Annotated in this window: 23 protein-coding genes and 1 pseudogene; 21 read left to right on the forward strand and 3 right to left on the reverse strand. The window is 48.2% G+C overall.

All coding sequences use genetic code 11. The features are described 5' to 3' along the window. The first annotated feature begins 362 nt into the window (after positions 1-362). The gene (locus HNR77_RS03655) at positions 363-515 is read left to right on the forward strand and encodes a hypothetical protein (protein ID WP_184180860.1); all 153 of its coding nucleotides are present in this window, start codon (positions 363-365) and stop codon (positions 513-515) included. Positions 516-1,239: 724 nt separating this feature from the next. On the opposite strand, the gene HNR77_RS03660 is transcribed toward HNR77_RS03655, so the two are convergent. Next, positions 1,240-2,007: a class I SAM-dependent methyltransferase gene (locus tag HNR77_RS03660; protein ID WP_260410269.1), complete on the reverse strand. Its 768-nt coding sequence runs from the start codon at positions 2,005-2,007 to the stop codon at positions 1,240-1,242. A 345-nt stretch (positions 2,008-2,352) separates the two neighbouring features. Between HNR77_RS03660 and HNR77_RS03665 the strand changes: the two genes are divergently transcribed. From HNR77_RS03665 to HNR77_RS03710, 10 genes are all read left to right on the forward strand, one after another. Continuing rightward, the gene (locus HNR77_RS03665; protein WP_111268476.1) at positions 2,353-2,769 is read left to right on the forward strand and encodes an SRPBCC family protein; all 417 of its coding nucleotides are present in this window, start codon (positions 2,353-2,355) and stop codon (positions 2,767-2,769) included. A 481-nt stretch (positions 2,770-3,250) separates the two neighbouring features. Beyond that, a complete protein-coding gene (locus tag HNR77_RS03670; RefSeq protein WP_184180862.1) occupies positions 3,251-6,367 on the forward strand; it encodes an ATP-binding protein in 3,117 nt (1,038 codons plus the stop codon). A 111-nt stretch (positions 6,368-6,478) separates the two neighbouring features. Further along, the gene (locus HNR77_RS30560) at positions 6,479-7,642 is read left to right on the forward strand and encodes a response regulator (RefSeq protein WP_184180864.1); all 1,164 of its coding nucleotides are present in this window, start codon (positions 6,479-6,481) and stop codon (positions 7,640-7,642) included. Between the two features lie 25 nt (positions 7,643-7,667). Then, positions 7,668-9,020: a cryptochrome/photolyase family protein gene (locus tag HNR77_RS30565; RefSeq protein ID WP_184180866.1), complete on the forward strand. Its 1,353-nt coding sequence runs from the start codon at positions 7,668-7,670 to the stop codon at positions 9,018-9,020. 269 nt (positions 9,021-9,289) lie between these two features. Next, the gene (locus HNR77_RS03685) at positions 9,290-9,784 is read left to right on the forward strand and encodes a GyrI-like domain-containing protein (protein ID WP_184180868.1); all 495 of its coding nucleotides are present in this window, start codon (positions 9,290-9,292) and stop codon (positions 9,782-9,784) included. A gap of 215 nt (positions 9,785-9,999) precedes the next feature. Next, complete coding sequence (locus tag HNR77_RS03690) at positions 10,000-11,175, forward strand: acyltransferase (RefSeq protein WP_184180870.1); 1,176 nt, start codon at positions 10,000-10,002, stop codon at positions 11,173-11,175. 11 nt (positions 11,176-11,186) lie between these two features. Further along, positions 11,187-11,345 (forward strand): hypothetical protein, encoded by a 159-nt coding sequence (locus HNR77_RS03695; RefSeq protein WP_184180871.1) that lies wholly within the window; start codon positions 11,187-11,189, stop codon positions 11,343-11,345. 39 nt (positions 11,346-11,384) lie between these two features. Beyond that, complete coding sequence (locus HNR77_RS03700) at positions 11,385-11,534, forward strand: hypothetical protein (RefSeq protein WP_184180873.1); 150 nt, start codon at positions 11,385-11,387, stop codon at positions 11,532-11,534. Positions 11,535-11,578: 44 nt separating this feature from the next. Beyond that, a complete protein-coding gene (locus tag HNR77_RS30730) occupies positions 11,579-12,739 on the forward strand; it encodes an HNH endonuclease (protein WP_397366051.1) in 1,161 nt (386 codons plus the stop codon). Between the two features lie 287 nt (positions 12,740-13,026). Beyond that, entirely contained in the window at positions 13,027-13,686 is a 660-nt protein-coding gene (locus HNR77_RS03710; protein WP_184180875.1) for a TVP38/TMEM64 family protein, read from the forward strand. Between the two features lie 108 nt (positions 13,687-13,794). Here HNR77_RS03710 and HNR77_RS03715 read toward each other — a convergent pair whose 3' ends face one another. Further along, positions 13,795-14,325, reverse strand: a complete 531-nt coding sequence (locus HNR77_RS03715) for a cupin domain-containing protein (RefSeq protein ID WP_260410270.1) — start codon at positions 14,323-14,325, stop codon at positions 13,795-13,797. Between the two features lie 156 nt (positions 14,326-14,481). Here HNR77_RS03715 and HNR77_RS03720 point away from each other — a divergent pair, with 156 nt between their 5' ends. Beyond that, positions 14,482-15,483, forward strand: coding sequence for an NAD-dependent epimerase/dehydratase family protein (locus HNR77_RS03720; protein WP_184180877.1), 1,002 nt, complete (start codon positions 14,482-14,484; stop codon positions 15,481-15,483). A gap of 191 nt (positions 15,484-15,674) precedes the next feature. Here HNR77_RS03720 and HNR77_RS03725 read toward each other — a convergent pair whose 3' ends face one another. Then, entirely contained in the window at positions 15,675-15,851 is a 177-nt protein-coding gene (locus HNR77_RS03725) for a CsbD family protein (RefSeq protein WP_184180880.1), read from the reverse strand. 750 nt (positions 15,852-16,601) lie between these two features. Here HNR77_RS03725 and HNR77_RS03730 point away from each other — a divergent pair. The 9 genes and pseudogenes from HNR77_RS03730 to HNR77_RS03770 form a co-directional block, all read left to right on the forward strand. Next, the gene (locus HNR77_RS03730; RefSeq protein ID WP_111268468.1) at positions 16,602-17,048 is read left to right on the forward strand and encodes a DUF1641 domain-containing protein; all 447 of its coding nucleotides are present in this window, start codon (positions 16,602-16,604) and stop codon (positions 17,046-17,048) included. Between the two features lie 23 nt (positions 17,049-17,071). Beyond that, positions 17,072-18,253 (forward strand): NAD(P)/FAD-dependent oxidoreductase, encoded by a 1,182-nt coding sequence (locus tag HNR77_RS03735; RefSeq protein ID WP_111268467.1) that lies wholly within the window; start codon positions 17,072-17,074, stop codon positions 18,251-18,253. 259 nt (positions 18,254-18,512) lie between these two features. Further along, complete coding sequence (locus HNR77_RS03740) at positions 18,513-19,157, forward strand: SDR family oxidoreductase (RefSeq protein WP_184180882.1); 645 nt, start codon at positions 18,513-18,515, stop codon at positions 19,155-19,157. 54 nt (positions 19,158-19,211) lie between these two features. Continuing rightward, positions 19,212-19,964 carry a response regulator transcription factor gene (locus HNR77_RS03745; protein ID WP_184180884.1) on the forward strand — a complete coding sequence of 251 codons (753 nt, stop codon included), beginning with the start codon at positions 19,212-19,214 and terminating at the stop codon, positions 19,962-19,964. Further along, entirely contained in the window at positions 19,961-21,352 is a 1,392-nt protein-coding gene (locus tag HNR77_RS03750) for a sensor histidine kinase (RefSeq protein ID WP_184180886.1), read from the forward strand. Before HNR77_RS03745 ends, HNR77_RS03750 begins: the two co-directional genes overlap by 4 nt. A gap of 79 nt (positions 21,353-21,431) precedes the next feature. Continuing rightward, positions 21,432-22,271 carry a PepSY domain-containing protein gene (locus HNR77_RS03755; RefSeq protein WP_184180888.1) on the forward strand — a complete coding sequence of 280 codons (840 nt, stop codon included), beginning with the start codon at positions 21,432-21,434 and terminating at the stop codon, positions 22,269-22,271. Between the two features lie 131 nt (positions 22,272-22,402). Next, positions 22,403-23,050, forward strand: coding sequence for a PepSY domain-containing protein (locus HNR77_RS03760; RefSeq protein WP_221443675.1), 648 nt, complete (start codon positions 22,403-22,405; stop codon positions 23,048-23,050). Between the two features lie 287 nt (positions 23,051-23,337). After that, positions 23,338-24,843 carry an RICIN domain-containing protein gene (locus HNR77_RS03765; RefSeq protein ID WP_221443676.1) on the forward strand — a complete coding sequence of 502 codons (1,506 nt, stop codon included), beginning with the start codon at positions 23,338-23,340 and terminating at the stop codon, positions 24,841-24,843. 393 nt (positions 24,844-25,236) lie between these two features. Next, positions 25,237-25,620: pseudogene (locus HNR77_RS03770) on the forward strand (ATP-binding cassette domain-containing protein); the annotation flags it as partial. Positions 25,621-25,832: the final 212 nt, after the last annotated feature.

A 25,832-nucleotide genomic window follows, 5' to 3' on the forward strand; every position in this document is an offset into this window, starting at 1 on the left:
AAGGAAGTTGAATGTGGACTGAGGCTGGGGAATGCGGCATTTTTCAATCCAGGTAAGGAGTATGCTTGAAGGTAGGGCTGTTGAATGGTAAGGGCATGTTGGAAGGTGGCGCTTGTGTTGTTCAAATGCGGCGATCGTGTTCGAATGCGGAAATTATCTTCGAAGATGCGGTTGTTCTCTATTATGATCCCTATGTGAAGAGCATTGATGAATGTACGGATGTAGCCTGTACGAATGAGATGTATAGATTTCTGGATGGATGCATGTGCGGATGTGCGGATGGATGTATGCAGGTATGCATAGATAGATAATTTTATTTTTGGATGAGCCACTGGTGGATGTGGTGTGAATGATACAAAGATATGTATTATGTGAATGATATGTATTATGTAAATGTTATGAATGATAAATATGGTTTGAATGATACGAATGATGGATACGGTGTGAATGATACGAATGATATGTATGATGTGATTGATATGAGTGATGGGTACCTGCTAGAGTTGATGTGGTGAGCGCTAACGATCTGGAGAAGCCTTATTTAGGCGTTTTATAGCCTTTCATATTTCTAACGATTCACAGAGACGTTATTTAGCTTATTTTGCTGCAATGAGGGTCGTTTTTCAGGTTTTTTGACGAAATAAGCTTTCTGGGAATCGTTAGATTTCGGAAAGTCCCAATTGGTGGAAAATAAGGTTCGTGGGGAGCGTTAGAGCAGCAACCAGGTTAATAACTCCCTGCTAACCAGCTACCTCACTCACTCGTCCCCCATCCAATCACCCACCTACCCAACTAATCACTCATCACCCACCCGTCCATCCAATCAACCAACAAACCAATCAAATGACCCACACAACCAATCACTCACCCAATCTCAATCCACTAACTAACTAATCAATCATCAAATCATCCAACCAATCATCAACTAACTATGGTCTGCCTAACTCTTTTTAAGCTTCTGTCCCTGAGCCTTTAATCTGGCTGCAGAAGTGTTTTTCGGAAGCATTAGGTAGACTGAACGTTAGTGGTCGGGAGCTGCGATAAGTAGGATCATATGTATGGATTTTAAACGGATAGTTTAAGGGATTAAGGCAAATATAGCTATCGCTGGATTTAGGGTATCATCTATACTCTGTATCAATATTTCAAGCTGCATCTGCACCCTAACCAAACTATCCAATTTAAACCTCAACCAAGCTATCTGACTCTACATCGTTTCAAAGCTGTATATCCTTTCATCTAAGCTTGTCGTGATGCCTCATATACCAGCTTCTGATCGGCTTGTGTGGGCAGCTTACTTGGATTAAAATCAGCGTAGACCTGAATATCCACGAAACCTATCTTTTCGAGAACGAGACGAAGCTCCTCTAATCCATACCATCTTAATGTAAGCTGCTGCAGCTCGGTGTTGGCAAGATTGCCCTGATGCCACTGCTCGTAACGAATCAGTTTAGTCTGGTATTGATGGAGCAGATTAACTTCGGTTGTTTTCACTTCAACGGTTATCGTGTCACCATCGGTCAAAGGTACAGTTGACGTTTCGCTAGAGGCGGACTGAGTTGCGTCTGGCACAAACAGATCAAAGACCAGCTTGCCTCCCGGCTCCAGATGATTGTATAGGTTCTGAAGAACTTGTATGGAAGCATCTCGGTCCTGAACAAGCATCAGTGAGCCGCTGGGAATAATGATCATTTCATAGCGATAAGGAAGCTGTAACGTCACCAGATCGGCTGCGAATAACTCAGGCATAGACAGTCCGCGTTCAACGCATCGATCACGGCAAGATTGGAGCATAGCTTCTGAATAATCAACACCATCTACCTTCATACCTGCTTCCAGCAGCGAGATGAGCATACGCCCTGAACCTGACATCGCTTCGAGGATGCGCCCATGACAAGGCTTCAGCAGATTATGGTAAAACTCAATATCTCCCCCCAGGGAGTGTCCGACAGGTTTGGTTATGTCGTAAACTTTGGTGCATAAAGGGCCGTAATAACTAAATGACAATGTATAATTCCTCCTAAGATTAGAGCTTGTATTAAAACCTGCTGAATGCATCTTTTTCTGCTTTTCGACCATAATGTGTCACTTTTCCTCTGATGTGTCCCGGCACGCCTGTGGGAACTTCCTGGCTTGGAACGAAAATTCGGCAAAATGGGCTGCGTTCAGCGTTTTCAGACATGCCTGGATTGGCAGATCTGCAATCGGGAGAAGGATTCACAATTTATGTCATAAGTCATGGTGGTTGAAAATGGATCTCTCGGAGCAGACTATCGAAGGGGTTGAATCCCTTATATGTAAGATAGATCCAGTATAGATTGGATTTGAGAATAGCGTCAAGGAGGCTAACAAATGGAATCATCAACGGCATTGCCGGATATTAAGGAAGAGCTGTCACTGACAGCATCTGTGGAAAAGGTATGGCCTAAAGTTTCGACTGCCGAAGGGTTGGGGTCATGGTTCATGCCCAGCAATCTGGAGCCGGTCGAAGGTTATGAATTCACGCTGGAAGCGGGGCCGTTCGGGCAATCTCCTTGCGTGGTTGTTGAAGTGCAGCCGCTGCGGAAGCTGGCCTTTCGCTGGGGGAAGGATTGGACGTTAACGTTCGAGCTTGCCGAAAAAGATGGAGGCACCCATTTTACATTGATCCACAGCGGCTGGGATGCCGACAAACTGACTGAATTCGGACAGGCCCATGCCATCATTCGCGAACGGATGGCACAGGGCTGGGCGGGTCTTGTGCAGAAGCTTGCACAAGTCGTCAGTTAATGCGGAGTAGTGAAGAATAGAGTTAAAGGAAAATTGGTAAAGTGCGAGTGAAGAAGATAGGGTAAGAAAGAGTGTAGAAGATTGAGTAGGAAAGATTGGCGAAGTGCTGAGCGGTGTAGATCAGATCTGTGAAATGCAGAAGTAGTGTGACTTACCTGCGTGGCAGTGTCCCAATATAAAGCCAATAGGGTATTTTGAGTATGCGCTCTGGCTGCCTCATCCAGGCCCCAGGCTTCTCTCCGGTTACATCTGATGGAGAGGAGCCTGGGGCTTTTTTGGTTGTATTGGCTGGTGGCATGTAATGCAGGGAGCAGACATTCGCTTTATTTTGCTAAAAATGGGCTGAAATGATTGGAGGAACTATTTGCGTGGACACCAGAAACGTGTAACATGGATTATAGGAATAAATCGACAAAAAATGACTCTTTATTTGAAGTCAGTCCTTTTTCTTTCTTAGGATAAGTATGGAAGGAATACATAGATGAAAAAAAACTGGATTGTGCTGACATTAAGCTTCATATTCGTCGTTCTGCTTCCACTGGCCTGGATCGCCCAGACATGGATTAGCGAGCGGAATAATCCGCAGGTGACCGATGGGCATATAGATCTGCGTCAATGGAATTTCAGCCAGCGAGGGGCTGCTACGCTTAACGGGACCTGGGATTTCTACCCGAACCAGCTGCTTGGGCCGGAGGATTTTGAAGCCAGTACAGCGGGGAACAGGCCACTGCCTGCTTCAAGGCACGTTCATGTGCCTGCCAAATGGAATACGGCAATGGGACAAGCTCAAGGATATGCAACGTATCATCTGCAGGTACAGCTTCCTCCACATCAACTGAACAATCGCTATGGAATTCGTACCCAGAACATACGGATGTCGCATCGCATTTATATCAATGGTAATCTGATCGGCGGTATGGGTACGCCTGGTGAAACCCGAAGCGTGGATATTCAGAAGAACTTGCCTTATACAGGCTTTACATCGATTCAGGGGGATACAGCTGACATTATCATACAGGTATCCAACTACAGCTATGCTTCGGGAGGCATTATTGCATCCGTTCTGTTCGGAGATGAACGTTGTATTCTTGCCAACCAGCAGAAGGGCTGGGTGAAGGATATGATGACACTGCTCGGCTTTATTTTGCCAGCCATGTTTTTCTTATTGCTGTTCAGGCTGCGGCGCAATGAGCAGGAACTGAAATTTCTGGGACTGTTCAGCCTCTCGGGAGCTGTATATACCCTCACGCATGGAGAGAAGCTGCTGGCTATGTTTATTCCGCTGCTTACGCATGATGTGATGCTTCGAATTCAACTTCTTAGCGGGGCATTCTCGTACTATTTTTTGCTTCGGTATTTGGCCGCCTTGGTTCCGGGTGCTGTTCATGGGTGGTTTGTGCGTCTGGGCATGTTTCTGCTGATAGCTCAAACCCTTGTAGGTATTTTACTTCCACCTGCACTGTTCTCCACATTTGAACTGCCCATGCTGCTCATCTCATTCACTGTGATGATCTATGCGATTCGAACGATGGTTCTCTGGGCGCGCAAACAGACGAACGACAGCCATTTTGCGCTGGTAGGTATGATGAGCATTATTATGGTGGTTGTGCTGCATACGATTGGAGCGTTTGTATCGTTGGATACCGCTTTTCTCGCATTGCTTGAGCTTTTGTTATTTGTATTGATTCAACTGGTAGTCACTGTGATTCGATTTGCGCAGTCTTTCCGTGAGGTGGAGGCTCTGTCAGAGCGATTGCTTGTGATTGATAGCCTCAAGGATGAATTTATGGCTAACACGTCTCATGAGCTGAGGACACCGCTGCACGGCATCATTAATATTGCCGAGTCTATGCTGGAAGGCTCGACCGGAGCGGTGACACCAAAGCAGGCCAGAAATCTGTCGATGATTACAGCAACGGGCAAACGTTTATCACTGCTGGTGAACGATATTCTTGATTTTTCGAAATTGAAAAACAGTGAGATTGAACTAAAACGCGTGCCTGTTGATCTGGAATCTGTTGCGCGAACGGTAGTGGAGGTTTCCGGATTTACGTTTGGAGACAAACCCATTGTGCTGCATCAGCACTGGCCCGATGCTTTGCCGCTGGTAGAGGCAGATGAGGATCGGCTTCGGCAGATCCTCTATAATCTGCTTGGCAATGCCTACAAGTTTACCGAGCAAGGTGAGATCAGGCTGTATGCTGCCGTTGAAGGCGACAAGGTGAAGATATCTGTTGCGGATACTGGCGTCGGTATTGCACCGGACAGACTGGAGGATATCTTTCAGTCGTATGAACAGACCAATGGCACGTTGGAACGGACCTATGAAGGAACAGGACTCGGTCTCAGTATAACGAAAAAGCTGGTTGAGCTAAGTGAAGGGGAAATCTGGGTTGATTCGGAACCAGGCGCTGGGTCAACCTTTCATTTTACTTTACCTGTTGTGAAACTGCCATTATTGCAGGAAGAGAAGAGCCCGGTGCCAGCACGTTACTTGCCAGCCCAGCTGAAGAATGGAGCAAGCCCGACTTCAATGGATGTGATGGACATGCTGGATGCGAACCCATCCCAGGAACAGACACAGGAGGGAGAACATACGATTCTCATTGTGGATGATGATCCTGTGAATCGGCATGTGCTTCTTAGCCTATTGTCCACGGAACGTTACAGGGTGCTTGCAGCAGACAGCGGATTCAAGGCTCTGCAGTTATATGAACAGCACCCTTCCATAGACCTGGTCATCACAGACTGGATGATGCCCAAAATGTCCGGGCCGGAGCTCTGCCGGAAGCTGCGCGAGCACCGATCTTTGTCCGAGCTGCCGATCCTGATGCTCACTGCTCGCGGATTGCCTGAAGATATCCGGCATGGTTTTCAGGCGGGAGCCAACGACTTTTTGAGCAAGCCGGTCGATGCGGGTGAACTGCGGGCGCGGGTTCGTACATTGATCGCGATGCGCAGCTCTGTGCAGGATGCCATACGAACGGAGATGGCTTTTCTTCAGGCGCAGATCAAACCCCATTTTCTCTACAATGCGCTGAATGTCATTATTGCGACCTGTGCCGTTAACCCGGACAAGGCAACCGATCTGCTCATTGAATTGAGTCATTATCTGCGAGGAAGCTTTGACTTTCAGAACAGGGAGCAGCTGGTTCCGCTATACAAAGAGCTGGAACTGGTTCAATCTTATGTACATCTGGAGCAGGCAAGATTTGAGGACAGGCTTGTCGTCAAATATGATGTGCAGCCGGACATCCGCTTGTTTCTTCCCCCGCTCACCATTCAACCGCTTGTGGAGAACGCAATCCGCCATGGGGTTATGGAAAGGGCGGCCGGAGGAACGGTAAGGCTGCACATTTTCCAGGAGTCCGATGATGTCATTATTCGGGTACAGGATGACGGTGTGGGCATTCCTCCGGAGCGTATGGCTCAGGTCAAATCAGGTCGAACGGAAGGCCCGGGAGGGGTTGGGCTGCATAATATTAATCGCCGTCTCATGTCGCTCTATGGAACCGCGCTGGAGATTCAGAGCCATGTCGGAAGTGGAACACAAATCCAGTTCCGTTTGCCGCTGAAGCAGGTTCATCATTTTGCATGACAACGCAAATCAGAATTATGGGTAATTGTGGTTAACATACGAATAAGCGGATGCCGATATAGTCGGTATCCATAAGAATTGAATCTCTCATGGCAGGAGGTTAGATGAACGGTGAGAGCCATTGTTGTAGATGACGAGAAGCCGGCGCAGCTCCACCTGCAGCGTCTGCTTCAGTCGGACGGAAGAATCGATCCTGTGCAATGCTTTTCAACAGGCCGCGAGGCTTTAGATTTTCTGGCCAATCATCGTGTGGATGTGGTGTTTCTGGACATTGGCATGCCGGAGATGAATGGACTGGAAGCAGCCGAATACATCCAGCAACTGGATCAGAACATTCGGGTCATATTTGTAACCGCTTATGCAGATCATGCTGTGGAGGCATTTGAGCTGCAGGCCCTGGATTATATATTAAAGCCGGTCAGTCCGACCAGATTAACCAAGACAATAGACCGCATGGCAGGTGTCATGTCCTTTTACAATCAAGCTGCCGCTACGGCAGAAGTGCAGGAATCGGAGCCTGATGAGGAGGAGCTGGATTTGAAGGCGCCGGGGCTGCTAACCTTCAAACATCTGGATATTTTCAGAAGCCTGGAGCAGAGTGCAGAGAAACACAAGTGGCGTACAACCAAATCACAGGAACTGTTTGCTTTTCTGTTTCATCATCGCGGGGAGTGGGTAAGCAAGGAGATTCTGCTTGATAAGCTCTGGGCAGATTTATCTCAGGATAAAGGGCTTACACTGCTGCACACGTCTGTATATCAGATTCGCAAATTATTGAAGGAATGGGGCATGACAGGCAAGCTGGAGTACAACATGAACCGTTATCGTCTAATAACAGGCAATCTGGTGAGCGATGTTGAACAGTTTGAGCAGGCAATGTCTTATGCTGCCATCAATTCGGCTAATGTGCAGGAACTGAGACAGATTGTCTTGCTCTATCGTGGTGATTATCTGGAAGAGCATGATTATGATTGGTCCAGAGCCAAGAGCAGGGAGCTCCGACGTAAATATACGGGACTTGTCATGGATATTGCCCGATGGGATATGATGCAGGGACGTGGCGGGCAGGCGATTGAGTTGCTGATGGAATTGCAGGAACGTGAGCCATATTCGGAAGAAATCTGCAGACTGATGATGGAAGTGTATGCCTCTATGGATGACCAGCAAGGTATACTGCGTCTCTATCATTCATTTACGCTGGTCCTGAAGGAAGACCTGGGTCATCAGCCAGAGCCTGAAACAAGCAAGTTATATCAAAGTCTGACAAAGCGATAGTGTTCAGGCAGGAGGGGCGTGGCGCGTGAAAATATTCATACACCGTAAAGACCTGCGTACAGATGATCTGAGCGCATTTGATTATTTGCGAGAGCAGGAGGAAGAGAGCCTGCATGTGTTGATCTATGATCCATTCCTGCTGCGGCATGGCCGGGAGAGGGACCACAGCGGTGTGAATTTCCTGCATCATGCAGCAGCATTGGGTAGAACGTATCAAGAGGCAGGGCGGCAGCTACATACGGCTTATGGCAAGCCAGCCGAGGTGCTTGAATGGGTGCTGCGCCATATGAAAGGCAAGATCAGCGAGGTAGTGGTTCATCGGGATATGACGCCGTATGCGATAGATAGAGACAGAGAGCTGCGTAAAGTATGTGAATCCTGTGAAATTCCTTTTAACCAGCTAACGGATCATCTGTTAATCGATTTGAAAGCTTTCGCTGAATTTACGGGCAAGTCAGAGCCTTATAAAGTGTTTGCTGCGTTTCACAGGCGCTGGCTGGAGTTTATGCATGAATACCCGAATCCGCCGTCGTCCGTAACCATTCAAGATGTGAACGTCAGTGACTACTCGCCCGAATGGCCGGATGAAATGAAGGTACCCTCTAATTTGCACCAGGCAGATTTTGGAGAGCAGGATGATCGAGAGGAAAATCCGCATATGCTGCTGGATCGTTTCTTGTCCGAACGAGTGGCAGATTACGGGGAGCATCGGGATGAATTCGAGGCTTATGAGCCGAGTCATCTCAGCTCCTACATTGCGGTGGGAGCAGTATCCATTCGCAAGATGTTTGATGCCGCGCAGCGTGCTGGCGAAGCCGAGGAGTGGATCAGGCAACTGTGCTTCCGTGATTTTTATTTGTACAGGGCGGTCTATGAGGAGCATTATTTTACGTATGAAAAAAAATACGACCTATCCGCTCTTCACGATACTCATTTTGAGCGCTGGTGCAAAGCGGAGACAGGCATCCCGATTATTGATGCGGCTATGACAGAACTGAATAAAACCGGGCATATGCCTAATCGGCTTCGTATTCTAACGGCGATGTTTCTGACCAAAAATCTTCAATGCCCCTTCACGCTGGGTGAAGCATATTTCAGACGCAAGCTGAAGGATTATGATAACATTCAGAATCGGGGGAACTGGCTGTGGTGCGCCTCGCTGGGCGAGAATGCTGCACCCTATTTCCGTGTCAATAATCCCGTCACACAGTCCGAGAAGTATGATGCTCAAGGAGATTACATTCGCAAGTGGCTGCCTGATTTAAAGCATGAGCACAGTAAAGATATTCATCAGCCGAGGAAAGAGGCGATCGTTGACCTTAAAACCTCCAGACAAGCCGCTATCGATGTTTATAAACAAATTCTGGCGAGCCGGTAGATGATCTCCTGCTCGGATTTCCTTCCTATGAATTCAAACGATTTTTAACTGTGTGTTTCATATCCCCCTGTTTGTCTTTGGTGGGGGATTTTTTGCGATCAATCTAGTTCAACTTAGATGATTAAATTGTGCATATAATACAGATTTTGTAACTGTTTTGGTGTAGAATTAAGACAGCATCCAAGAGAAATAGAACCGACAGATTCAACGATGGAAATGAAATTGTAGGCTGGCTATGTATATCATGAAGCAGAGGAAGGGTGAGGTGCATGGAAAACGTTCAGCAGGAGGAATTGGTCTATAAAGATGCGGGGGTTGTAATTGGCTTGAAATGGGAGGGGACCTTTGCTGAAGCCGGAGCAGGAGGCATAAGAGCAATACAAACTGAATTCAAACGTCGTGTTCATGAAATAAAAAATGTGCTCCACCCGGATGAGTTACTGGGGTTGTCTTATCATATGACGGAGAGTGGCTTTATCCATTATGTGGCTGTTGAAGTTAGTGATGCAGCCCTGCAGTCTATCCCAGATGGCATGGTTGCGATCGATGTTCCTTCCCAGGCTTATGTGAGGTACAACCATCTCAAAGGACAGTCGGTAGAATCTTCTTATCACCGGATATATTCATGGATTAAAGAGCAGGGATATGCTCTTTCCAACGGGGCGCTTACGCATTATGAAATGTATCCGATGGAACAGGACCCCTATGATCTCGAGCCGGAATTTATAATTTTGGTGCCGGTGAACGAAAAAAAATCGAACTGATTGCCGAAGATCACGGAATCAACCCCAGACCGCGTTACTGCGGTCTTTTTGGCATACGCAAGCATGCAAATAATGTGAATTTCACTTGAAAATTTAAAAAATATTAAGAAATTGGACTACACATGTTAAGCAATATGGCTTTTAATAGATAGAGAGCTTAATGGACTACGTCATATTTAACATATTGACGAATACATGAAGGAGACCCTCTTAACATGAATCAAACACTGAAAAGAGAACGAATCCCGGAGTTAAACCTCGTACGGGCGATAGCGATTATCGGTGTACTATTTGTGCATTCCACATCCAATGCTACGCTGGAAATGACAGATTCCAGGTACTACTGGCTGTACAACTTTATTAATATTTTTATGAAATATGGTACGCCGTCCTTTATTTTTCTAAGCAGCTTTGTGCTGTTTTATAATTATTACAACCGTCCGCTGGACAAAAAGCTCGTCAGCAATTTTTACAAAAAGCGCTTTGTTTATATTTTGCTGCCGTATTTCCTGTTCTCTATTATGTATTTTATCGTATTGCATAATATGTATTATCAGGGGCGCCCCTTTAATGAGTCGCTGATCAGTTTTATTGAGAAACTGTTTACAGGCAAAGCTTACACACATCTGTATTTTGTGTTTATTAACATGCAGTTTTATCTTATTTTCCCGTTGGTGCTCTGGCTTCTGAAGAAATATCCTTCTGTTGTAAAATGGTCCGTGCCGATCGGGCTGCTCATTCAATGGGCATTCATCGTAAGTAATAAGTACGGGTTTCAAGTTCCCAACAAGGGCAGCTGGGCCTTCTCTTATTTTTCCTACTTTATGTTAGGAGCATTTATGGGAGTGTACTTCCCGCAGATCAAGCAGTGGTTTGTCATTAGCAGGGCTAATGCAACCAAAGGACGAGTTGCTTCATGGATTTTGCTATGGGCTGTATGGATTACGGCCGGGCTGGCGCATGTCTATATCTATTATCTGCTCCGGCTGAAGATTGCCACATATAACACGTTATGGTACGAGCTATTATGGAATGTTCATACGTTTGCCTGTGCTCTGGTCATTATTCAGATTGCATACTGGCTCTATCATCATGGTCCTGCATTAATTGTTAAACCGTTGAACCGGCTAGGTACGCTCTCCTTTGGCATCTATCTGATTCATCCGTTTTTCCTGTTATTTTATCGTGAGCATCCGCCACAAACCGGGGTCTCCTGGTTAATTCATCTATGGTATGCCAGCGGATTCGGTATTGCCCTGATCGCTTCGTGGATTGTGGTGGGACTTGCCGCAAGGTTTTTGCCTTATGCCTGGGTTATCTTTGGCAATCTGCCCAAACCGAAACCGCGTCTTGTACCCCAGCAGAATTCGGGACAAGTGGATATGCATTAGAGGTTATAATGATGCGTGAAGATCAGCCGTTTTTGGTCAGCCTGCGGGCGGCCAGGGACGGCTTTTCTTATATTTGCTGCTGCCAGAGATTGCCGGATATTCATGTCATTCTCGTGGGAACGAATGTTTCTTTTGCTGAATACAGGGGTAATCATAAGGCGGAACGATAATATACGGCAAACTTAAAAGACAGGATCAAGGTGATCAACATGACTAGATGTGAACAATGCGGGAAACCGATGCAGGATATATTGGAATATGTAGAGCACATTCTTCACGAGTGCAGTGAGCAGACTCCCGAGTACAGCTCAGAGGAATACAAAGCTTATGGCTATGAGGGCGTTCGCGAGCAGATGTGATACAATAGAAAGAAACCGGATACATTCGGAACCGAGGTGACAACATGGAGACGGGACCAGCCCCTTCCCGCGAAGGAATGACAGCACAAGAAACGCAGCGAACCAAGACATGTATGTATTGCGGAGAGTCGCGGCCTGCGTCTGATTTTCGGCGCAGGACCGGGAAAAAGGCGGGTCCCGGAGCCAGACGCGGGGCCTGCCGCCGCTGTCGTCAGCACGGTGTACGGGAACGCCATGCAGGAGATATTCAACCGGGACAGGCCATGGATGCTGCCAAGCTTGAGCATCGTGAGGCCCAAGCGACTGAGACTCTGCGTACTGCTGAAGGGAGCGAGCGGGGCGAGGGTCCAGGAGGAGAGTTGAACTCCCCTCCATTAGCAAGGTCGACAGCTTCAGAGGTGCAGGCCTCACTCGCTGAGCAGACCTCACAGCAGTTAAAGGATGCGGCGGCGATGTCTTCCGGAGGCAGTCAGCGCAAGAAAAGACGAAGACGGCGGAAACGGAAGCCTGTAGAGGCTGTAAATGCTCATGCTCCTGCCGATGCTCCTGCGCCGGAGCTGGATCGTGTCCGCGGCGGTCGCAGCAGTGCCCGTGGCGGCGCCGGCAAGGGAACTGCGCGCCCTGTAGCTGCGGCGAAGGCACAGCCACCAGCTGCACCGGGGCGCGAGGCCACCCATCATTCCAGCCGAAATCATGCGGCTGGAATGGATGGCAGGCCGCGGCGCCATCATGTGCCGCCAGCAGCCATCGACCCGGAAGATCCGGCTTCGCTTCGGACCAACCGGCAGGGTATGGTGCGCATGCGCGGCAAAACCGACAAGGGCCGCCGCTGGCATCAGGAAGTGGATATGGAGCTGGCGGTCACCCTGGTGAAGGAAAAAGCCGCTGTTGTGGTCAATCGGTATACCATTCGCCGTCTGTTCAGCAACAAGGATTTCAAGCGTTTTATTCTGGATCGGGACAACTATACCTGTTATTTCTGCGGCTCCTATGGTGATACCATTGACCATCTCCTTCCGCGGGCGAAGGGTGGACATACGACACCGCTTAATTGTGTCTGTGCCTGCAACCTGTGTAATCAGTCCAAGGCGGCGATGGATGCGGATGAGTTCATGCGTTCGGGAATTCCAGAATGGAATGCTGCCCATCAGGCGGAGCTGCTGGAGCTTGAACTGCAGGAGAGTGGGCTGGAGGATACGCATTAAAATTAGATAGTGCAGATGAAATGCAGCCATTTCAACGCCTTTTACAAACAAGCAAAGTGCACCGAGATCATATGATCATGGTGTGCTTTTTTGGTATTGTCTGATTCTCATCTATTTGCAAGTAAATGTTTTGAACCAACTTGCATATCAGATTTCTTCAAATTGACAACGGTATGGCAGCCCAATCTACGTTATACTTGTGGGGTAGCTATTAAAGATTCACAAAAAGGATGACTTGAGGTAGTTCAAACAGCTGTAACAGATTGATATAGATTGGATGGATGCGGATGACAACGGCAGCAATTGATATTATGTCATATATCACAGAAGAAAATATTCGGTTCTGGCTGGAGAAGTTCCGTTCTCTTGGTCCATTGCCAGGCATTTTGCTTACGTTTATGAAGTCCTTTGTTCCGCCGCTGCCTACGCTGCTTATCGTGGGTGTCAATGGAGCCGTATACGGCTTATGGGCTGGTTTTTTGTACTCATGGATCGGCATGGTGCTGGGCTGTACTGTCACATTTCTGATCGTACGGGAGATTGGCAAATCGGCTTTTGTGGAAAAATGGGCCCGCAAACCGCGCGTACAGCGCAGTATGGTATGGATTCGCAGAAACGCATTCAGCTATGTTTTTCTGCTGAGCATATTCCCGGTAGGGCCGTTTGTCATTATTAACATTGCCGCAGGCATTGCGCGAATGCGCTTGTTATCCTTCCTGCTCGCGGTGGGTCTTGGCAAAGCCATCATGATTTTCTCTGTCACTTATATCGGTTCCAACGTGGAGCAGTTCCTTGAACACCCGGTACGCTGGATTGGCGTAATTCTGTTCATTGCCGTTTCCCTTTGGGCAAGCCGAAAGCTCGAGCGTCACTTCACCCGCTTCAACCCCGATCAGGATGAGCTGCAATCCTTGCATCAGAGCTCAGGAAATTCCATATCTTCATAGCTTGATCTGGAGGGCAGCCCTCGCGCCATGCGTTTCTATCGCGTTCGACTAACGGGAGAGGGCTAACTCCAAATCTCCAGATCAACTGTTTCTGTATTTTAGTAAGCATCAAGGCTTTGACCACAGCTTGGTTAAGGGTCCATCTATACCATAAACCGGGTCAGTATCGGGTATAGGAACCTCATTAATTTCCTGCAGCACTTTTGGACGTTCTCCCTGCACCCCGGTTCTGGTGTTGTAGCTCATGCCACCCGGATAAGCACCTGCGATCCGAAAATCGGAGCTGGCCTCCAGACGTTTATGGCCGGTTCCCGCAGGAAGTACAACGACATCCCCGCTCTCCAGATACACCTTCTGTCCCTTTTCCCCGCCAAGAGTTAATTTGACAAACCCGCTAATTACGGCAAGCGCCTCATGAGCATTGCTGTGATAATGATGATAGTTGTACACACCGTTAACCCAGCTGTTTCCCCACCCATTTTGGTTCAGACGTGATTCAGCCAGGTGTGATTCAGCCAGCCAGACCCCTTTGTACAATAGAACGGGATAATGAGGATGGTTTGGAATGATACCGTCGTCTTGAAAATAAAATCTCTGAATGCCGCTGTACTCTTCATTCACATTGTGCATTTCACTCATCATCAATAACCTCCTTCTGTATAAACAAGCAGTTCAATACATATAAAAAAACAAAATTGCTGTAAAATGATACAAATTGTATCATTTTAAGGTTATACTCGATACATAGACTTTCTTCCTTGTACTCGCAGCATTTTTTCGATAGGGGGAACATGAGTGAATATTGTAATTACGGGAGCTTCTGGGTTCGTTGGATTTAACCTGTCACACTATTTGATGCAGAAGGGACATCAAGTCACCTTACTGGATCAGGATGACTATTGTCAGAGACTTGTTCACGGTTCTCCGCTGCATGACATGCCTTATATCAAGTGTAATCTCGCCGAGGATCGCCTTCAACTGCCGTCCGGCACGGATCACATCATTCATCTTGCCGCCATGCCTCACGTCGATTATTCGTACCATCAACCCTCAGAGGTATTTCGTAACAACACCCTCAGCACGCAGGCTATCCTGCAATATGCTTTGAATCATGGCATCCCTCTTTTGCTGGCATCATCCGTTGAGGTGTACGGCGGTGAATGGGGCAGAGTTTACCGTGAATCAGACCCATATAGTCCCGTTTCTCCTTACTCTGCTTCCAAAGTAGCCTGCGAAACGTTGGCCATGTCCTATGCTCAATGTTATCAGCTTCCGGTCAACATATTCCGCCTCACCAATCTTTATGGGCCATGGCAGCTGCCTGATCGTATTATTCCGCGGAATTTTGGACGTATGCTGGATGGACTGCCACTGGATATTCAGGGATCGGCCGTACGCGATTTTCTGTATATCGATGATGCACTGCGCGCAATTGAACAGATTATGCTCAGTGGTCAGAATGGACAAACGTTCAATATTTCTACCGGGATCGGGACGACGATGCAGGAGATCGGTATGCTGATGGAGCCGCTGGCTCGTTCCGCTGAAGCGATGGAAATTCGGCAGCAGGAGCCAACGCAATCCAGAGGATCGAGTTTGGTAGTTCACTCCGGCAAGCTGCGTTCAGCATTTGGATGGTATCCAGAGATTACCCTGGAACAGGGTCTGGAGAAAACGTTCCAGTGGTATCAGGAACATGCCGATTGGGTAAGGCAATTCAGCCGGGAATATCACACGACACGCGAAAACAGAAGTTTTATCATTGATATGGCGCGATATGCTGTGCCAGCGGTCTAGTACAAAAAAAGCCAGGGAAGGGTGGTTCGCTCAACACCTTCCTTGGCTTTTTTGCGCCTCCGTCACCGGGCCCCGCAGTTCAGAACAGTTCCAAACGGATAGAACCGGGACGGTCAGGCCAGTTTAACACGCGGCACCCGTTCATTTACGCCATAGGCGTGCGATTGTTCCGAGTGTGCAAACCGTGTACCTTATTCGTGATGTTTTTTCACATCAGCCACTTTATCCTGAACGGCCCCTTTGGCCTTATCCATTTTACCCTCAGCCTGAAGGGACTTGTTGTTCGTTGCGTTACCGATCTGGTCCTTCACTTCGCCTTTGGCTTTGTTAACGCCTGCTTTGATTTTATCGCTAGTTGAATTACTCATATCGAACATCTCCTTCGTTGTCTGGTGTAGTGTTTATTAACCGGGCTGAAGATCATTTAAACGCCATAGTTTTAAATGGCACTCCTAAGACACTTACCCACACAAGTAACTTAGAGATGAAATACATCGCACGTAAGCCCGCTTTGTGTTTTTTTGCATTCTGGTCAGAAGAGGTTCATACTTGAATGAGTAAGATGTTCTCACCTGAAGTATAAGGCCGGGACTGACGCCGCATAATAACCAAAGTGACCAAATTCGTTGCAAGGACGGTATGTTTTCGGAAAATTTTTCTGAAAAAACGTTCAATATGCACCTTTCATATGTGCTTTTCGTACATATGGTTTATTGTGATCATGTCTTAACACCATATGTGGTAGACCTGAACGTTAGAAAATGATGCCTGACCGGTTGAGACATGTCTACACGCCTTGACAAAAAAATCGATTTTGTTACAATGTTCACAATATCTTCACAAGTGTAAAAAATTTCTTTTTCATGTTCATGTGTAAGAGGTGTAATATAAGGGTATAGAGTTCGGTTTCGGCCTGCTTGTCGTTTAGTGCGTCAACATTGTTGTGCGCAACAGACCCAACATACCATGCATAGGTAAGGATGGTCTCTGGCTACGCTTATCCTAATGTGTGAAATTTGGTACATTTAGTGTATTGATGTATTTGTGGTTCGGCTCAGCTTGACAGGCATCATGAAAGTCGCGGACTTCTATCCCAAAGTAAAGGAGGACTTTCTCTTATGTCACAATCGCCTACTCAACAAGAGGTGCCAGTAACAGAAGGCGCCAACGTATCCGAGCGCCAGTCCCTGGACGTGCTGGATCAACTGATGAAGCCCGAGGTACAGGAGTCTTTAACTGTATTGGTGGAGAACCTGCCTAAATTGGCTGAAATGGTTACTGCAATGACGAAAGCTTATGACTTTGCACAAGGCATCGCATCAGACAAAGTGCTGATCAGCGATACGATGAGTGCAATGGGTGAATTCGCTAAGCCAGTTGTAGAAAAAGCCAAAGGGGTAGCTTCTGCTGCCATCGAGGCCAATGACCGTGCGCAAACCGAGCAAGCTTCGGTTGGCTTGTTCGCTATGCTCAAAATGCTTAAAGATCCAAATGTACAACAAACGCTTCGTTTTGCTCAATCTTTCCTGAGCATACTGAACGAGCGTGGGCAACAGCAACGTTAAGATTAGAAGAACGGAGGATGGATATGTCGAAGCAAATTTTGATCTTGGGCGGAGGTTACGGCGGTCTTCTCACAGCGCTGACTGCACGTCAATACCTGACACCGGAAGAAGCAACAATTACAGTTGTGAACCGGTACCCTACGCACCAAATTATTACGGAACTGCACCGTCTTGCAGCAGGAAGCATTGCTGAGAAGGCAGTTGCTCTTCCACTGGAAAAATTGCTGCGCGGTAAAGATGTGAACCTGAAAATCGATACGGTGGATACAATCAAGCCTGACGAGAAAAAAGTTCTCATGACCAGTGGCTCCACATACTCTTATGATGCACTCGTCGTTGCTCTGGGCAGCGAAACAGCATTCTTCGGAATTCCGGGTCTGCAAGAGTACAGCTTCACCCTCAAATCGGTGAACGATGCTAACCGCATTCGTGCACACGTTGAGGCACGTCTTGATGCTTACAAACAATCCGGCAACAAAGCAGACGCAACGTTTGTTATTGGCGGCGGCGGTTTGACAGGCATCGAGCTTGTTGGTGAATTCGCGGACCTTCTGCCAGGCGTATGCCAACAGAAAGGTATCGATTTCAACGATATCTCCCTGTACACTGTAGAAGCAGGTCCTTCCATTTTGGCTGGTTTCCCGCCAGAGCTGGTTGATCGTGCAAAATCCAGTCTCGAAAAACGCGGTGTAAACTTCATCGTTGGCGTAGCGATTACCGAGATGAAAGAAAACGAAGTATTGCTGAAAGACGGCAGCTCGATCCCTACGAATACACTCGTATGGACGGGTGGCGTACAAGGTAATGCGGTTGTTGCAAACAGCGGAATTGAAGTGGATCGCGGCCGTGCGAAAGTAACGGAAGTTCTGCAATCCACATCCCACAAAGACGTGTTTGTTGCTGGTGACAGCGCAGTGGTCTTCCCTAGCGAAGGCGCTCGTCCATACCCTCCAACAGCACAGCTGGCTTGGCAAATGGGTGAAACCATTGGTCACAACCTGGGCGTAATGTTCAAAGGTGGAGCAATGGAATCCTTCACACCGGTATTCTCCGGTACACTGGGAAGCTTGGGTCGCAAGGACGCTGTCGGCATGATCGGTGGCAACCAGACTCGCCTGAAAGGTCTGCCTGCAACCATGATGAAGGAAGCAAGTAACATCCGTTACCTGTCCCACATCCATGGCTTGTTCGCACTGGCTTATTAATCTATAACACAAACATCAAGGGACGCCCGTCGGGCGTCCTTTTTTCGTATACACATCAGAGTATGAACATGGGCTGTCATACCGATATTAATCAGAACTATAGATACGAGGAACAAGCTTCTTGCGCTTAGAAGCCCCTGCTTTCGTTTATAAGATAGAACGGGGCTTTGATGTCGAAGGCCAATCAATGGAAACATTAAAAAACAGGTGGGGGAGAGCGATATGCCGTTCTCTTGTACACCCGAGAGGAGAATGAAAGATGAATGTACTGGTGATTGGAGCAAACGGACAAATCGGTAAACATCTCGTTGAACAGCTGGCACAGGAAGGCAAACATCAGGTCACGGCTATGATTCGTAAACCCGAGCAGGCAGACACATTAAAGAAAATGGGCGCCCAGGTAGTCATTGGTGATCTGGAGGGCACAGTGGATGAGCTTGCCGAGGTCATGAAAGATCAGAGTGCCATTGTGTTTACAGCAGGCTCCGGGGGTTCGACTGGCGCGGACAAAACATTGCTCATCGACCTGGACGGTGCAGTGAAAACGATGGAGGCCGCAGAGAAACAAGGTATTTCCAGATATATTCTGGTCAGTGCCTATGGGGCAGATCAGCGAAGCAAATGGTCGGAAGAGATCAAACCCTATTACGTGGCAAAGCATTTTGCAGACCGGGCGCTGTTTGCCAGTGAACTGAACTACACTATCATTCGTCCCGGGGGGTTGAAAAATGAACCAGGAACCGGCAAGGTGACTATAGGTACCGATCTGAGGCCGGGCAGTATTGCTCGTGAAGATGTGGCACGTGTGATTGCTGCCTCTTTACAAGAAGAAAAGACTTATCGCATGGCCTTTGATCTGGTAGCAGGTGAGCAATCCATATCGGATGCTTTGGGCAATTTATAGATAGATGTTGTAAGATAACGGGAGAACGATATGACGGGGCAAAGGGGGAGCGGCATGAATGAGGCTGTGCTGATCATTGAGGATGAGCCCAAAATTGCAAGGCTGCTTGAACTGGAATTACAGTATGAAGGATATCAGGTCACAAAGGCAGGAAGTGGAACGGAAGGGCTGGAGAAGTACACAGAAGGACAGTGGGATCTGATTCTGCTCGACATTATGCTGCCCGGACTGAGCGGCATCGAGGTATTGCGGCGGATTCGGTCCAGAGATGCAGCAGTCCCGATTATTATGCTGACAGCCAAGGATTCCGTCGAGGATAAAGTGTCCGGTCTGGACCTCGGGGCCAATGACTATATCACCAAGCCGTTTCAGATCGAAGAGCTGCTGGCGAGAGTGCGAGCTTCGCTGCGCCTTGCCGCAACCGTCTCTGCAAGGTTGACGGCTGCTGCTTCCGGGCAGGAAGCAGAGCAGGGAATGGCGAGTCAGCTGCATGAAGCACAGGAGGAGTGGTTGACAGCTGCGAACTTGAGGCTTCATGAGGGCACACGCGAGGTGTTTCGGGATGGTCAAGCGATCGAGCTTACCCCCCGTGAGTTTGATCTGCTGGTGTATCTGCTGCGCAACCAGCGTCAGGTGCTGAGTCGTGAGCAGATTGTGCAGTCTGTGTGGGGATACGATTATTATGGGGACACCAATGTGGTGGACGTGTATATCCGTTATGTGCGCAAAAAGGTGGATAACGGATTCACACCGCCCTTGATACATACGGTGAGGGGCGTAGGATACGTCCTGAAGGAGCAATCATGAGCCTGCGCAGTAAAATCTACGGGTACTCGTCGGTTTTATTTGCCGTGCTGTTAATTGCAGTGAATCTGTCTGTATACCTCGTCTTTGAGCGGATATCCATAAATAACGAGATTCGCCGTGTGGAAGCGGAGGCGGAGTCCATCGTGACAGGGGTGCGTCAGTCTGCTGACTCGATTCCACCCGATGATCTGCTGCGGGCCTATGCGCCTGTCAACGGCATGCTTCGTATCGTACATGAAGACGGGAGCAGTTCGCCGGTAACGACAACCGGAACATCGGAGCGGCTCAGCAAGCTGCCGTATCAGTATGAAAACAAGACGAAATCGGAGTATGTACAGGTCGATCAGGTCGGTTACGTACGGGTCTCGATGCCGCTAATCTGGCCGGATGGAGAAGTAGTCAATCTACAGGTGACGCAAAGCGTGGCTGAAACAGAGGGCGGGCTTGCTACTTTGCGTACTGTGCTGGTTATCGTTACTATTGTTGCGTTAATTCCTGCTGTGGTGTCCAGCCGTATTCTGGCCAACCGGATGGCAAGACCTATTCAGGAGATGACACGTACGATGAGTGATATTCAAGCCAGTGGGCAATTCAAACGGCTTCCGCTAGAGCAAAAGTCAAAGGATGAATTACATACGATGGGCCAGACGTTCAACCGTATGATCGAGCTGCTGGAATCGAACTTTGAACGGCAGGAGCGTTTCGTCTCGGATGCTTCGCATGAACTGAAAACACCGCTGACCATTATCGAAAGCTACGCCAGTCTGCTCAAGCGCCGGGGCAAGGAGCGGCCTGAAGTATTCGATGAGGCTGTGGAGGCGATTCTGTCTGAATCGGTACGCATGCGGGAGATGACGGAGCAGCTGCTGATGCTGGCAAAGCAGCCGGAGCAATGGAACGTGCAGCTGGAGCCCGTGGATATTGCCGAGCTGGCTACAGCGTCCACCCGTGCATTCCGTGAAGCGTACCACCGTGAAGTGCGGTGTTACTCCGATACTCCGGGTTCAATCTGGGCAATCAGCGATGAGAGCAAGCTGAAGCAGATACTGTTTATTTTGCTGGATAATGCGCGGAAATATAGTGAGGATGCTATTGAAGTTAAGCTGGAAACTCGGGATGATAGATGCCGAATACGGATCGTGGATAAAGGCATTGGTATCCGTGAGGAAGAACTGGCGAAGGTATTTGATCGTTTCTATCAGGTGGATGTGTCCAGAACACGCAGCCGCGGTGCTCATGGGTCCGGGCTTGGGTTATCTCTTGCCAAAGAGCTGGCAGGCGCTGTGGAAGCACAGATTGAACTAACCAGTACCGAAGGTGTGGGTACGGAGGCTTGTATTATTTTGCCACGATCCGAATCAGACAGCCCTGACCGTCCGTTCTCATGAAATTCTCATTCTTCTCTTCTATAATCGGGGGAACGATATCTAACTTGAGTGCAGTGGAAGAATGTAAGGGGGAGTATGGATGGCTGGACATGAACAGCGGCCAGAGATGACACGAAGTGAGCAGAAACAGGAGCAAGGGAATAGCAATGATGCTCGTCATAGTCATAACACACGAACAGGATTGCGAAGGCTGCTGTGGTGGGGGACCGGGGCATTGACGGTGGTGCTTCTTCTTGTAGCGGTTGTGTGGTGGAAGCCGTGGGAGCCTGGTCGTGAGCCGTTGTCTGCTGATGCGGCAGCACAAGCTGTCCTGGCACAATATCCGGGAGAGATTCTCCATTCTTCGTTGCAGGACGGCATCTATGTGATGCAGCTTCGTTCGGAGACGGGGTTATATGATGTGCAGGTTGATGCTACGACAGCGGCAGTCCAATCCATCCAGCGGCTGGAGACAAGTCCGCAGGTTGAAGAGAAGACGTTGTTGAGCCGTGAGCAGATGAAGTCCGAGCTCTTGAAGCAAAGAGCAGGCGAGCAGCTGGTCTCTCTGGAGCTGGTGGAACAGCAGGGCAGTCCTGTTTACTCCGCCGTGGTCAAAGCCAAGGATAACAGCCGTCAGGAGCTGACGATTGATCCCTATACAGGTGAGGTTCTGTCCTCCAAAGCAATCAAGGCTGACCCCTCATCTGAAGCGGGAGGCACGACAAGTGAGCCGAAGTTTCTAAGTGAAAAGCAGGCCAAGCAGAAGGCGTTGTCCAGAGTGCCTGGCGAAGTGGACGATGTGGAGCTGCGTGGCACAAACAGCGGTAATCCCTATTATCTGGTCGAAATTGATCTGGAGGACGGACGAGAGGCCACTGTTCAGGTCAATGCCATCTCGGGTGCCATCCGGTCTGTGACTTGGGACAAAGACGATGACTAACAGATATGATAAAGGAACACCTGATTTTCTCATCTAATTCTAATCTTTCTCTCTCCAAGCTCTCATCTGGGCAGGGTACGATATACCTGTAGCCAAGAACGAGAACATAACCGAGGAGATGAATGATGATGATGAACAAACATAAACTATGGATCGGCAGCTTGTGCGCAGCGGTGCTGCTCGGTGGATCGGCCGTGGCAGCCAGCGGCAACATGAATGGACAGCCAGCTCCGAAAGTGCAATCTGTTACTACGCAGTCTGCAGCCACCTCAACGACACCGTCTGTTACTTCGAATCAGAACAGCACAGGCAAACTGCTCACTATAGCACAAGCGAAAGAAATCGCTCTGAAAGCAGTGGAGGGTAAGGTTGATGATGTCGATCTGGAGCGCAGAAATGGACAAACCTTCTATGAAGTCGAGATTGACCGGAAAGGCAGTCCTGATGTGAATGTGCAACTGGATGCGTATACAGGCAAAATCCTGGCGATTGTGAATGACGACGATGATGATAACGATGATGACAATCGTGCGGCAGCAGGCAGTTCTTCAAGCACGGCGGTTTCCAATCAGGTTAAACTGACAGCAGCCCAGGCTTCCGATATCGCATTGAAGCAGGTGAGCGGCGGCAAAGTGACAAAGGTTGAACTGGACCGCGAGCATGGACGCTATGTGTATGAGATCGAGCTGAGAACGGCTCAGGGCGAGGCGGATGTAGACATCGACGCGAACACGGGTAAAGTGCTGTCGGTGGATCAGGATTTTGATGATGAGGATTGATGCCTTTCTATAGCGGGTATAGCAGGAAGCACTTCGATATGAAGTGCTTTTTTTCAGTGCATCTATATTAAAAGGATGGATTGTACATCAATCGGCGAATTGTTCACTATGCGCGCCAAGAGCGTTTGGATACAATTGGAACTATGGAGGTGATATTTGAAGAATACTACAGTACTATTGTGCACAGGCTGAATCGCATCATGATTGGAGGCAAAGGGAGCGTAAGAAGTTATGTGATCATTTTTCTTTTTTTGTAAGCGCTTTATATATTGGGAGGTGTATCTTATATGGATGTTTACAGCCATCAACCAAAGAATAAAGATATACGTCGTTTGACCCGGCTATGGTGTTATATCCTTGCATTGGTACTCGTGCTGCAATCATTAGGCATGTTATTTGCCCAGGTTTCTGATGTATCGGCAGCTCCAGTACAAGTAACCAATGGTGTGCAGTTCAAGGATACGAATGGAAATGTGATTCATGCCCATGGGGGAGGCATGATCAAGGCAAACGGATATTATTACTGGTTCGGTGAGAATCGCAATGGGAATGGTACATTCAAGGCTGTATCCGTCTATCGTTCATCAGACCTGAAAAACTGGGAGTATCGCAACGATGTGCTTACCAGCAGTTCCGCATCCGAGTTGAACCTTTCCAACATTGAACGTCCTAAAGTTATCTATAACAGTACAACAGGAAAGTATGTCCTTTGGATGCACAAAGAGAATGGTGTTGATTACGGGGAAGCTAAAGTGGCGGTCGCTACATCCAGCACGGTAGACGGCAATTACACTTATGTAGGCAGTTTTCGCCCGCTCGGATATGATTCCAGAGATATGACCGTGTATAACGACAATGGCACCGCTTATCTGATTTCGGCGACACGTGTGAATGCCGACCTGAACATCTATAAGCTGACACCAGATTTTTTGGGTGTGGAATCTCTTGTGACCACATTGTGGCCGGGACAGTATCGCGAAGCGCCGGCTCTGTTCAAGCGGAACGGAGTTTATTTCCTAATCACTTCAGGTGCAACCGGATGGAGCCCGAATCAGGCTAAATATGCGACAGCTTCCAGTATAACAGGAACCTGGAGCGGTCTCAGTAATTTTGGAGACAGTACAACGTATGGATCACAATCTGCTTATGTTGTTCCAGTGGAGGGTTCGCAGACAACATCCTATCTTTATATGGGAGATCGCTGGGCGGGAGCATGGAGCGGCCCTGTACAAGATTCCAAATATGTGTGGCTTCCGCTCTCCTTCCCAAGTACAACAAGTCTCGCGATGAACTGGTCCAGCACCATCACCATGGATACGGCAACCGGGGTCGTGACTGGTATGAACGGGCCTGATGTATGGGACCCGAGCGCATCCTATCAGATGATCAGCCGGAAAAGCAATAAGCTGCTGAGCGTCATTGGAGGTTCCGCAGCCAACGGAGCTGACCTGGAGCAGCGGGCAGACGGCGGATTAACAAGTCAGCAGTGGCAGATTACGGATGCAGGCGGAGGTTACGTCAAAATAATGAACCGCTCCAGCGGCAAACTGATCGGAGTAGAAAATGGCTCCACCGTGGATGGAGCTGTCATTGAGCAATGGAGCGATGGCGGCTGGGAAAGCCAGCACTGGCAGCTTGTGCATGTTGGCGGCGGTTATTACAAGCTGAAGAACCGAAGCACAGGCAAAGTACTCGACATCTCGGATCAGTCTCTGGCAGATGGAGCAGCAGCTATTCAGTGGTCGGATAACGGAGGAACCAATCAGCAATTTCAGATCGTGAAGGTGCAGTAAGCTGCACTTTATCATCCTCATGTGCATCTTGAAACTATTTATGTATTCATTCATCAGTATGAAGAATGAGCTCATGAGCTCTCTACTGCCATAAGGTCAGGGAGAGCTTTTTGTTTATTGATAGTATCCTTACATAAAAGGAGCATCATCTTTGTTGTTTGAGGAGCAACAGTCGAATGATTTGCATAATTCCCATCCGTTGATCCGAAAAGTGGTAAAATAGTTTTATTATTGAAATCAATATAAGCTAAGTTGAACTGTTTTTTTAAACATTAACGAACAGACAAAACTGAAAAAGCGGAGCTTTCGTTTGAAAATTTTCTGCAAGAAAGCTACACCAGAAGCTCAGGCTTTACTATAACATGAAGAAAGAGATAGGGGTTGGAGGATAAAGTGACTGAACAGCATGTGTTGTCTATTGAAGGCTTGCGTATGAGATATAACGGGCGTTACGTTCTTAATGGCATCGATCTGGAAGTCAAACGTGGAGAAATGATTGGTTATATCGGGCCGAATGGTGCAGGCAAGAGTACCACCGTTAAAATTTTGCTCGGGCTCGTTGAGGGATATATTGGTGAAGTCCGTATTTTTGGGAGAAATATCGCAGATGGTGATGTGGAGTATAAGCGGAGAATCGGTTATGTGCCAGAGGTGGCAGAACTGTACGAACAGTTAACTCCGGCGGAGTATTTGACGTTTATCGGAGAATTATATGGCTTGTCTTATGAGGATGCGGACTATAAGGCGAAGCGGTTGATGGATTGTTTTGGACTGGAAGGTTTAAGCAAAGTGAATAGTTAAGTGACCGAGCGGATTGAAGTCGAGTGAAGTATATGAAGTCAAGTAATAAGAGTAAAGCGCCGCTGGGTAGGTGCATGATGAGCAGTCAGTTGCCCGATGCGCTAACGATTCGGAGAGAGCTTATTTGTCTAGTTTTGTGGGTTTTTAAAATCTAACGATTCACAGCGACGCTATTTGGCCCAAACTCG

This window comes from Paenibacillus sp. JGP012, assembly GCF_014203995.1.
Classification (GTDB): Bacteria; Bacillota; Bacilli; order Paenibacillales; family Paenibacillaceae; genus Paenibacillus; species Paenibacillus silvae.

Excerpts from the sequence above, each read along its gene's own strand:
- HNR77_RS03655 (WP_184180860.1), top strand. The coding sequence starts at position 363 with ATGTATTATGTGAATGATATGTATTATGTAAATGTTATGAATGATAAA.
- HNR77_RS03665 (WP_111268476.1), top strand. The coding sequence starts at position 2,353 with ATGGAATCATCAACGGCATTGCCGGATATTAAGGAAGAGCTGTCACTG.
- HNR77_RS03670 (WP_184180862.1), top strand. The coding sequence starts at position 3,251 with ATGAAAAAAAACTGGATTGTGCTGACATTAAGCTTCATATTCGTCGTT.
- HNR77_RS03685 (WP_184180868.1), top strand. The coding sequence starts at position 9,290 with ATGGAAAACGTTCAGCAGGAGGAATTGGTCTATAAAGATGCGGGGGTT.
- HNR77_RS03690 (WP_184180870.1), top strand. The coding sequence starts at position 10,000 with ATGAATCAAACACTGAAAAGAGAACGAATCCCGGAGTTAAACCTCGTA.
- HNR77_RS03695 (WP_184180871.1), top strand. The coding sequence starts at position 11,187 with ATGCGTGAAGATCAGCCGTTTTTGGTCAGCCTGCGGGCGGCCAGGGAC.
- HNR77_RS03700 (WP_184180873.1), top strand. The coding sequence starts at position 11,385 with ATGACTAGATGTGAACAATGCGGGAAACCGATGCAGGATATATTGGAA.
- HNR77_RS30730 (WP_397366051.1), top strand. The coding sequence starts at position 11,579 with ATGGAGACGGGACCAGCCCCTTCCCGCGAAGGAATGACAGCACAAGAA.
- HNR77_RS03710 (WP_184180875.1), top strand. The coding sequence starts at position 13,027 with ATGACAACGGCAGCAATTGATATTATGTCATATATCACAGAAGAAAAT.
- HNR77_RS03715 (WP_260410270.1), bottom strand. The coding sequence starts at position 14,325 with ATGAGTGAAATGCACAATGTGAATGAAGAGTACAGCGGCATTCAGAGA.
- HNR77_RS03725 (WP_184180880.1), bottom strand. The coding sequence starts at position 15,851 with ATGAGTAATTCAACTAGCGATAAAATCAAAGCAGGCGTTAACAAAGCC.
- HNR77_RS03730 (WP_111268468.1), top strand. The coding sequence starts at position 16,602 with ATGTCACAATCGCCTACTCAACAAGAGGTGCCAGTAACAGAAGGCGCC.
- HNR77_RS03735 (WP_111268467.1), top strand. The coding sequence starts at position 17,072 with ATGTCGAAGCAAATTTTGATCTTGGGCGGAGGTTACGGCGGTCTTCTC.
- HNR77_RS03740 (WP_184180882.1), top strand. The coding sequence starts at position 18,513 with ATGAATGTACTGGTGATTGGAGCAAACGGACAAATCGGTAAACATCTC.
- HNR77_RS03745 (WP_184180884.1), top strand. The coding sequence starts at position 19,212 with ATGAATGAGGCTGTGCTGATCATTGAGGATGAGCCCAAAATTGCAAGG.
- HNR77_RS03750 (WP_184180886.1), top strand. The coding sequence starts at position 19,961 with ATGAGCCTGCGCAGTAAAATCTACGGGTACTCGTCGGTTTTATTTGCC.
- HNR77_RS03755 (WP_184180888.1), top strand. The coding sequence starts at position 21,432 with ATGGCTGGACATGAACAGCGGCCAGAGATGACACGAAGTGAGCAGAAA.
- HNR77_RS03760 (WP_221443675.1), top strand. The coding sequence starts at position 22,403 with ATGAACAAACATAAACTATGGATCGGCAGCTTGTGCGCAGCGGTGCTG.
- HNR77_RS03765 (WP_221443676.1), top strand. The coding sequence starts at position 23,338 with ATGGATGTTTACAGCCATCAACCAAAGAATAAAGATATACGTCGTTTG.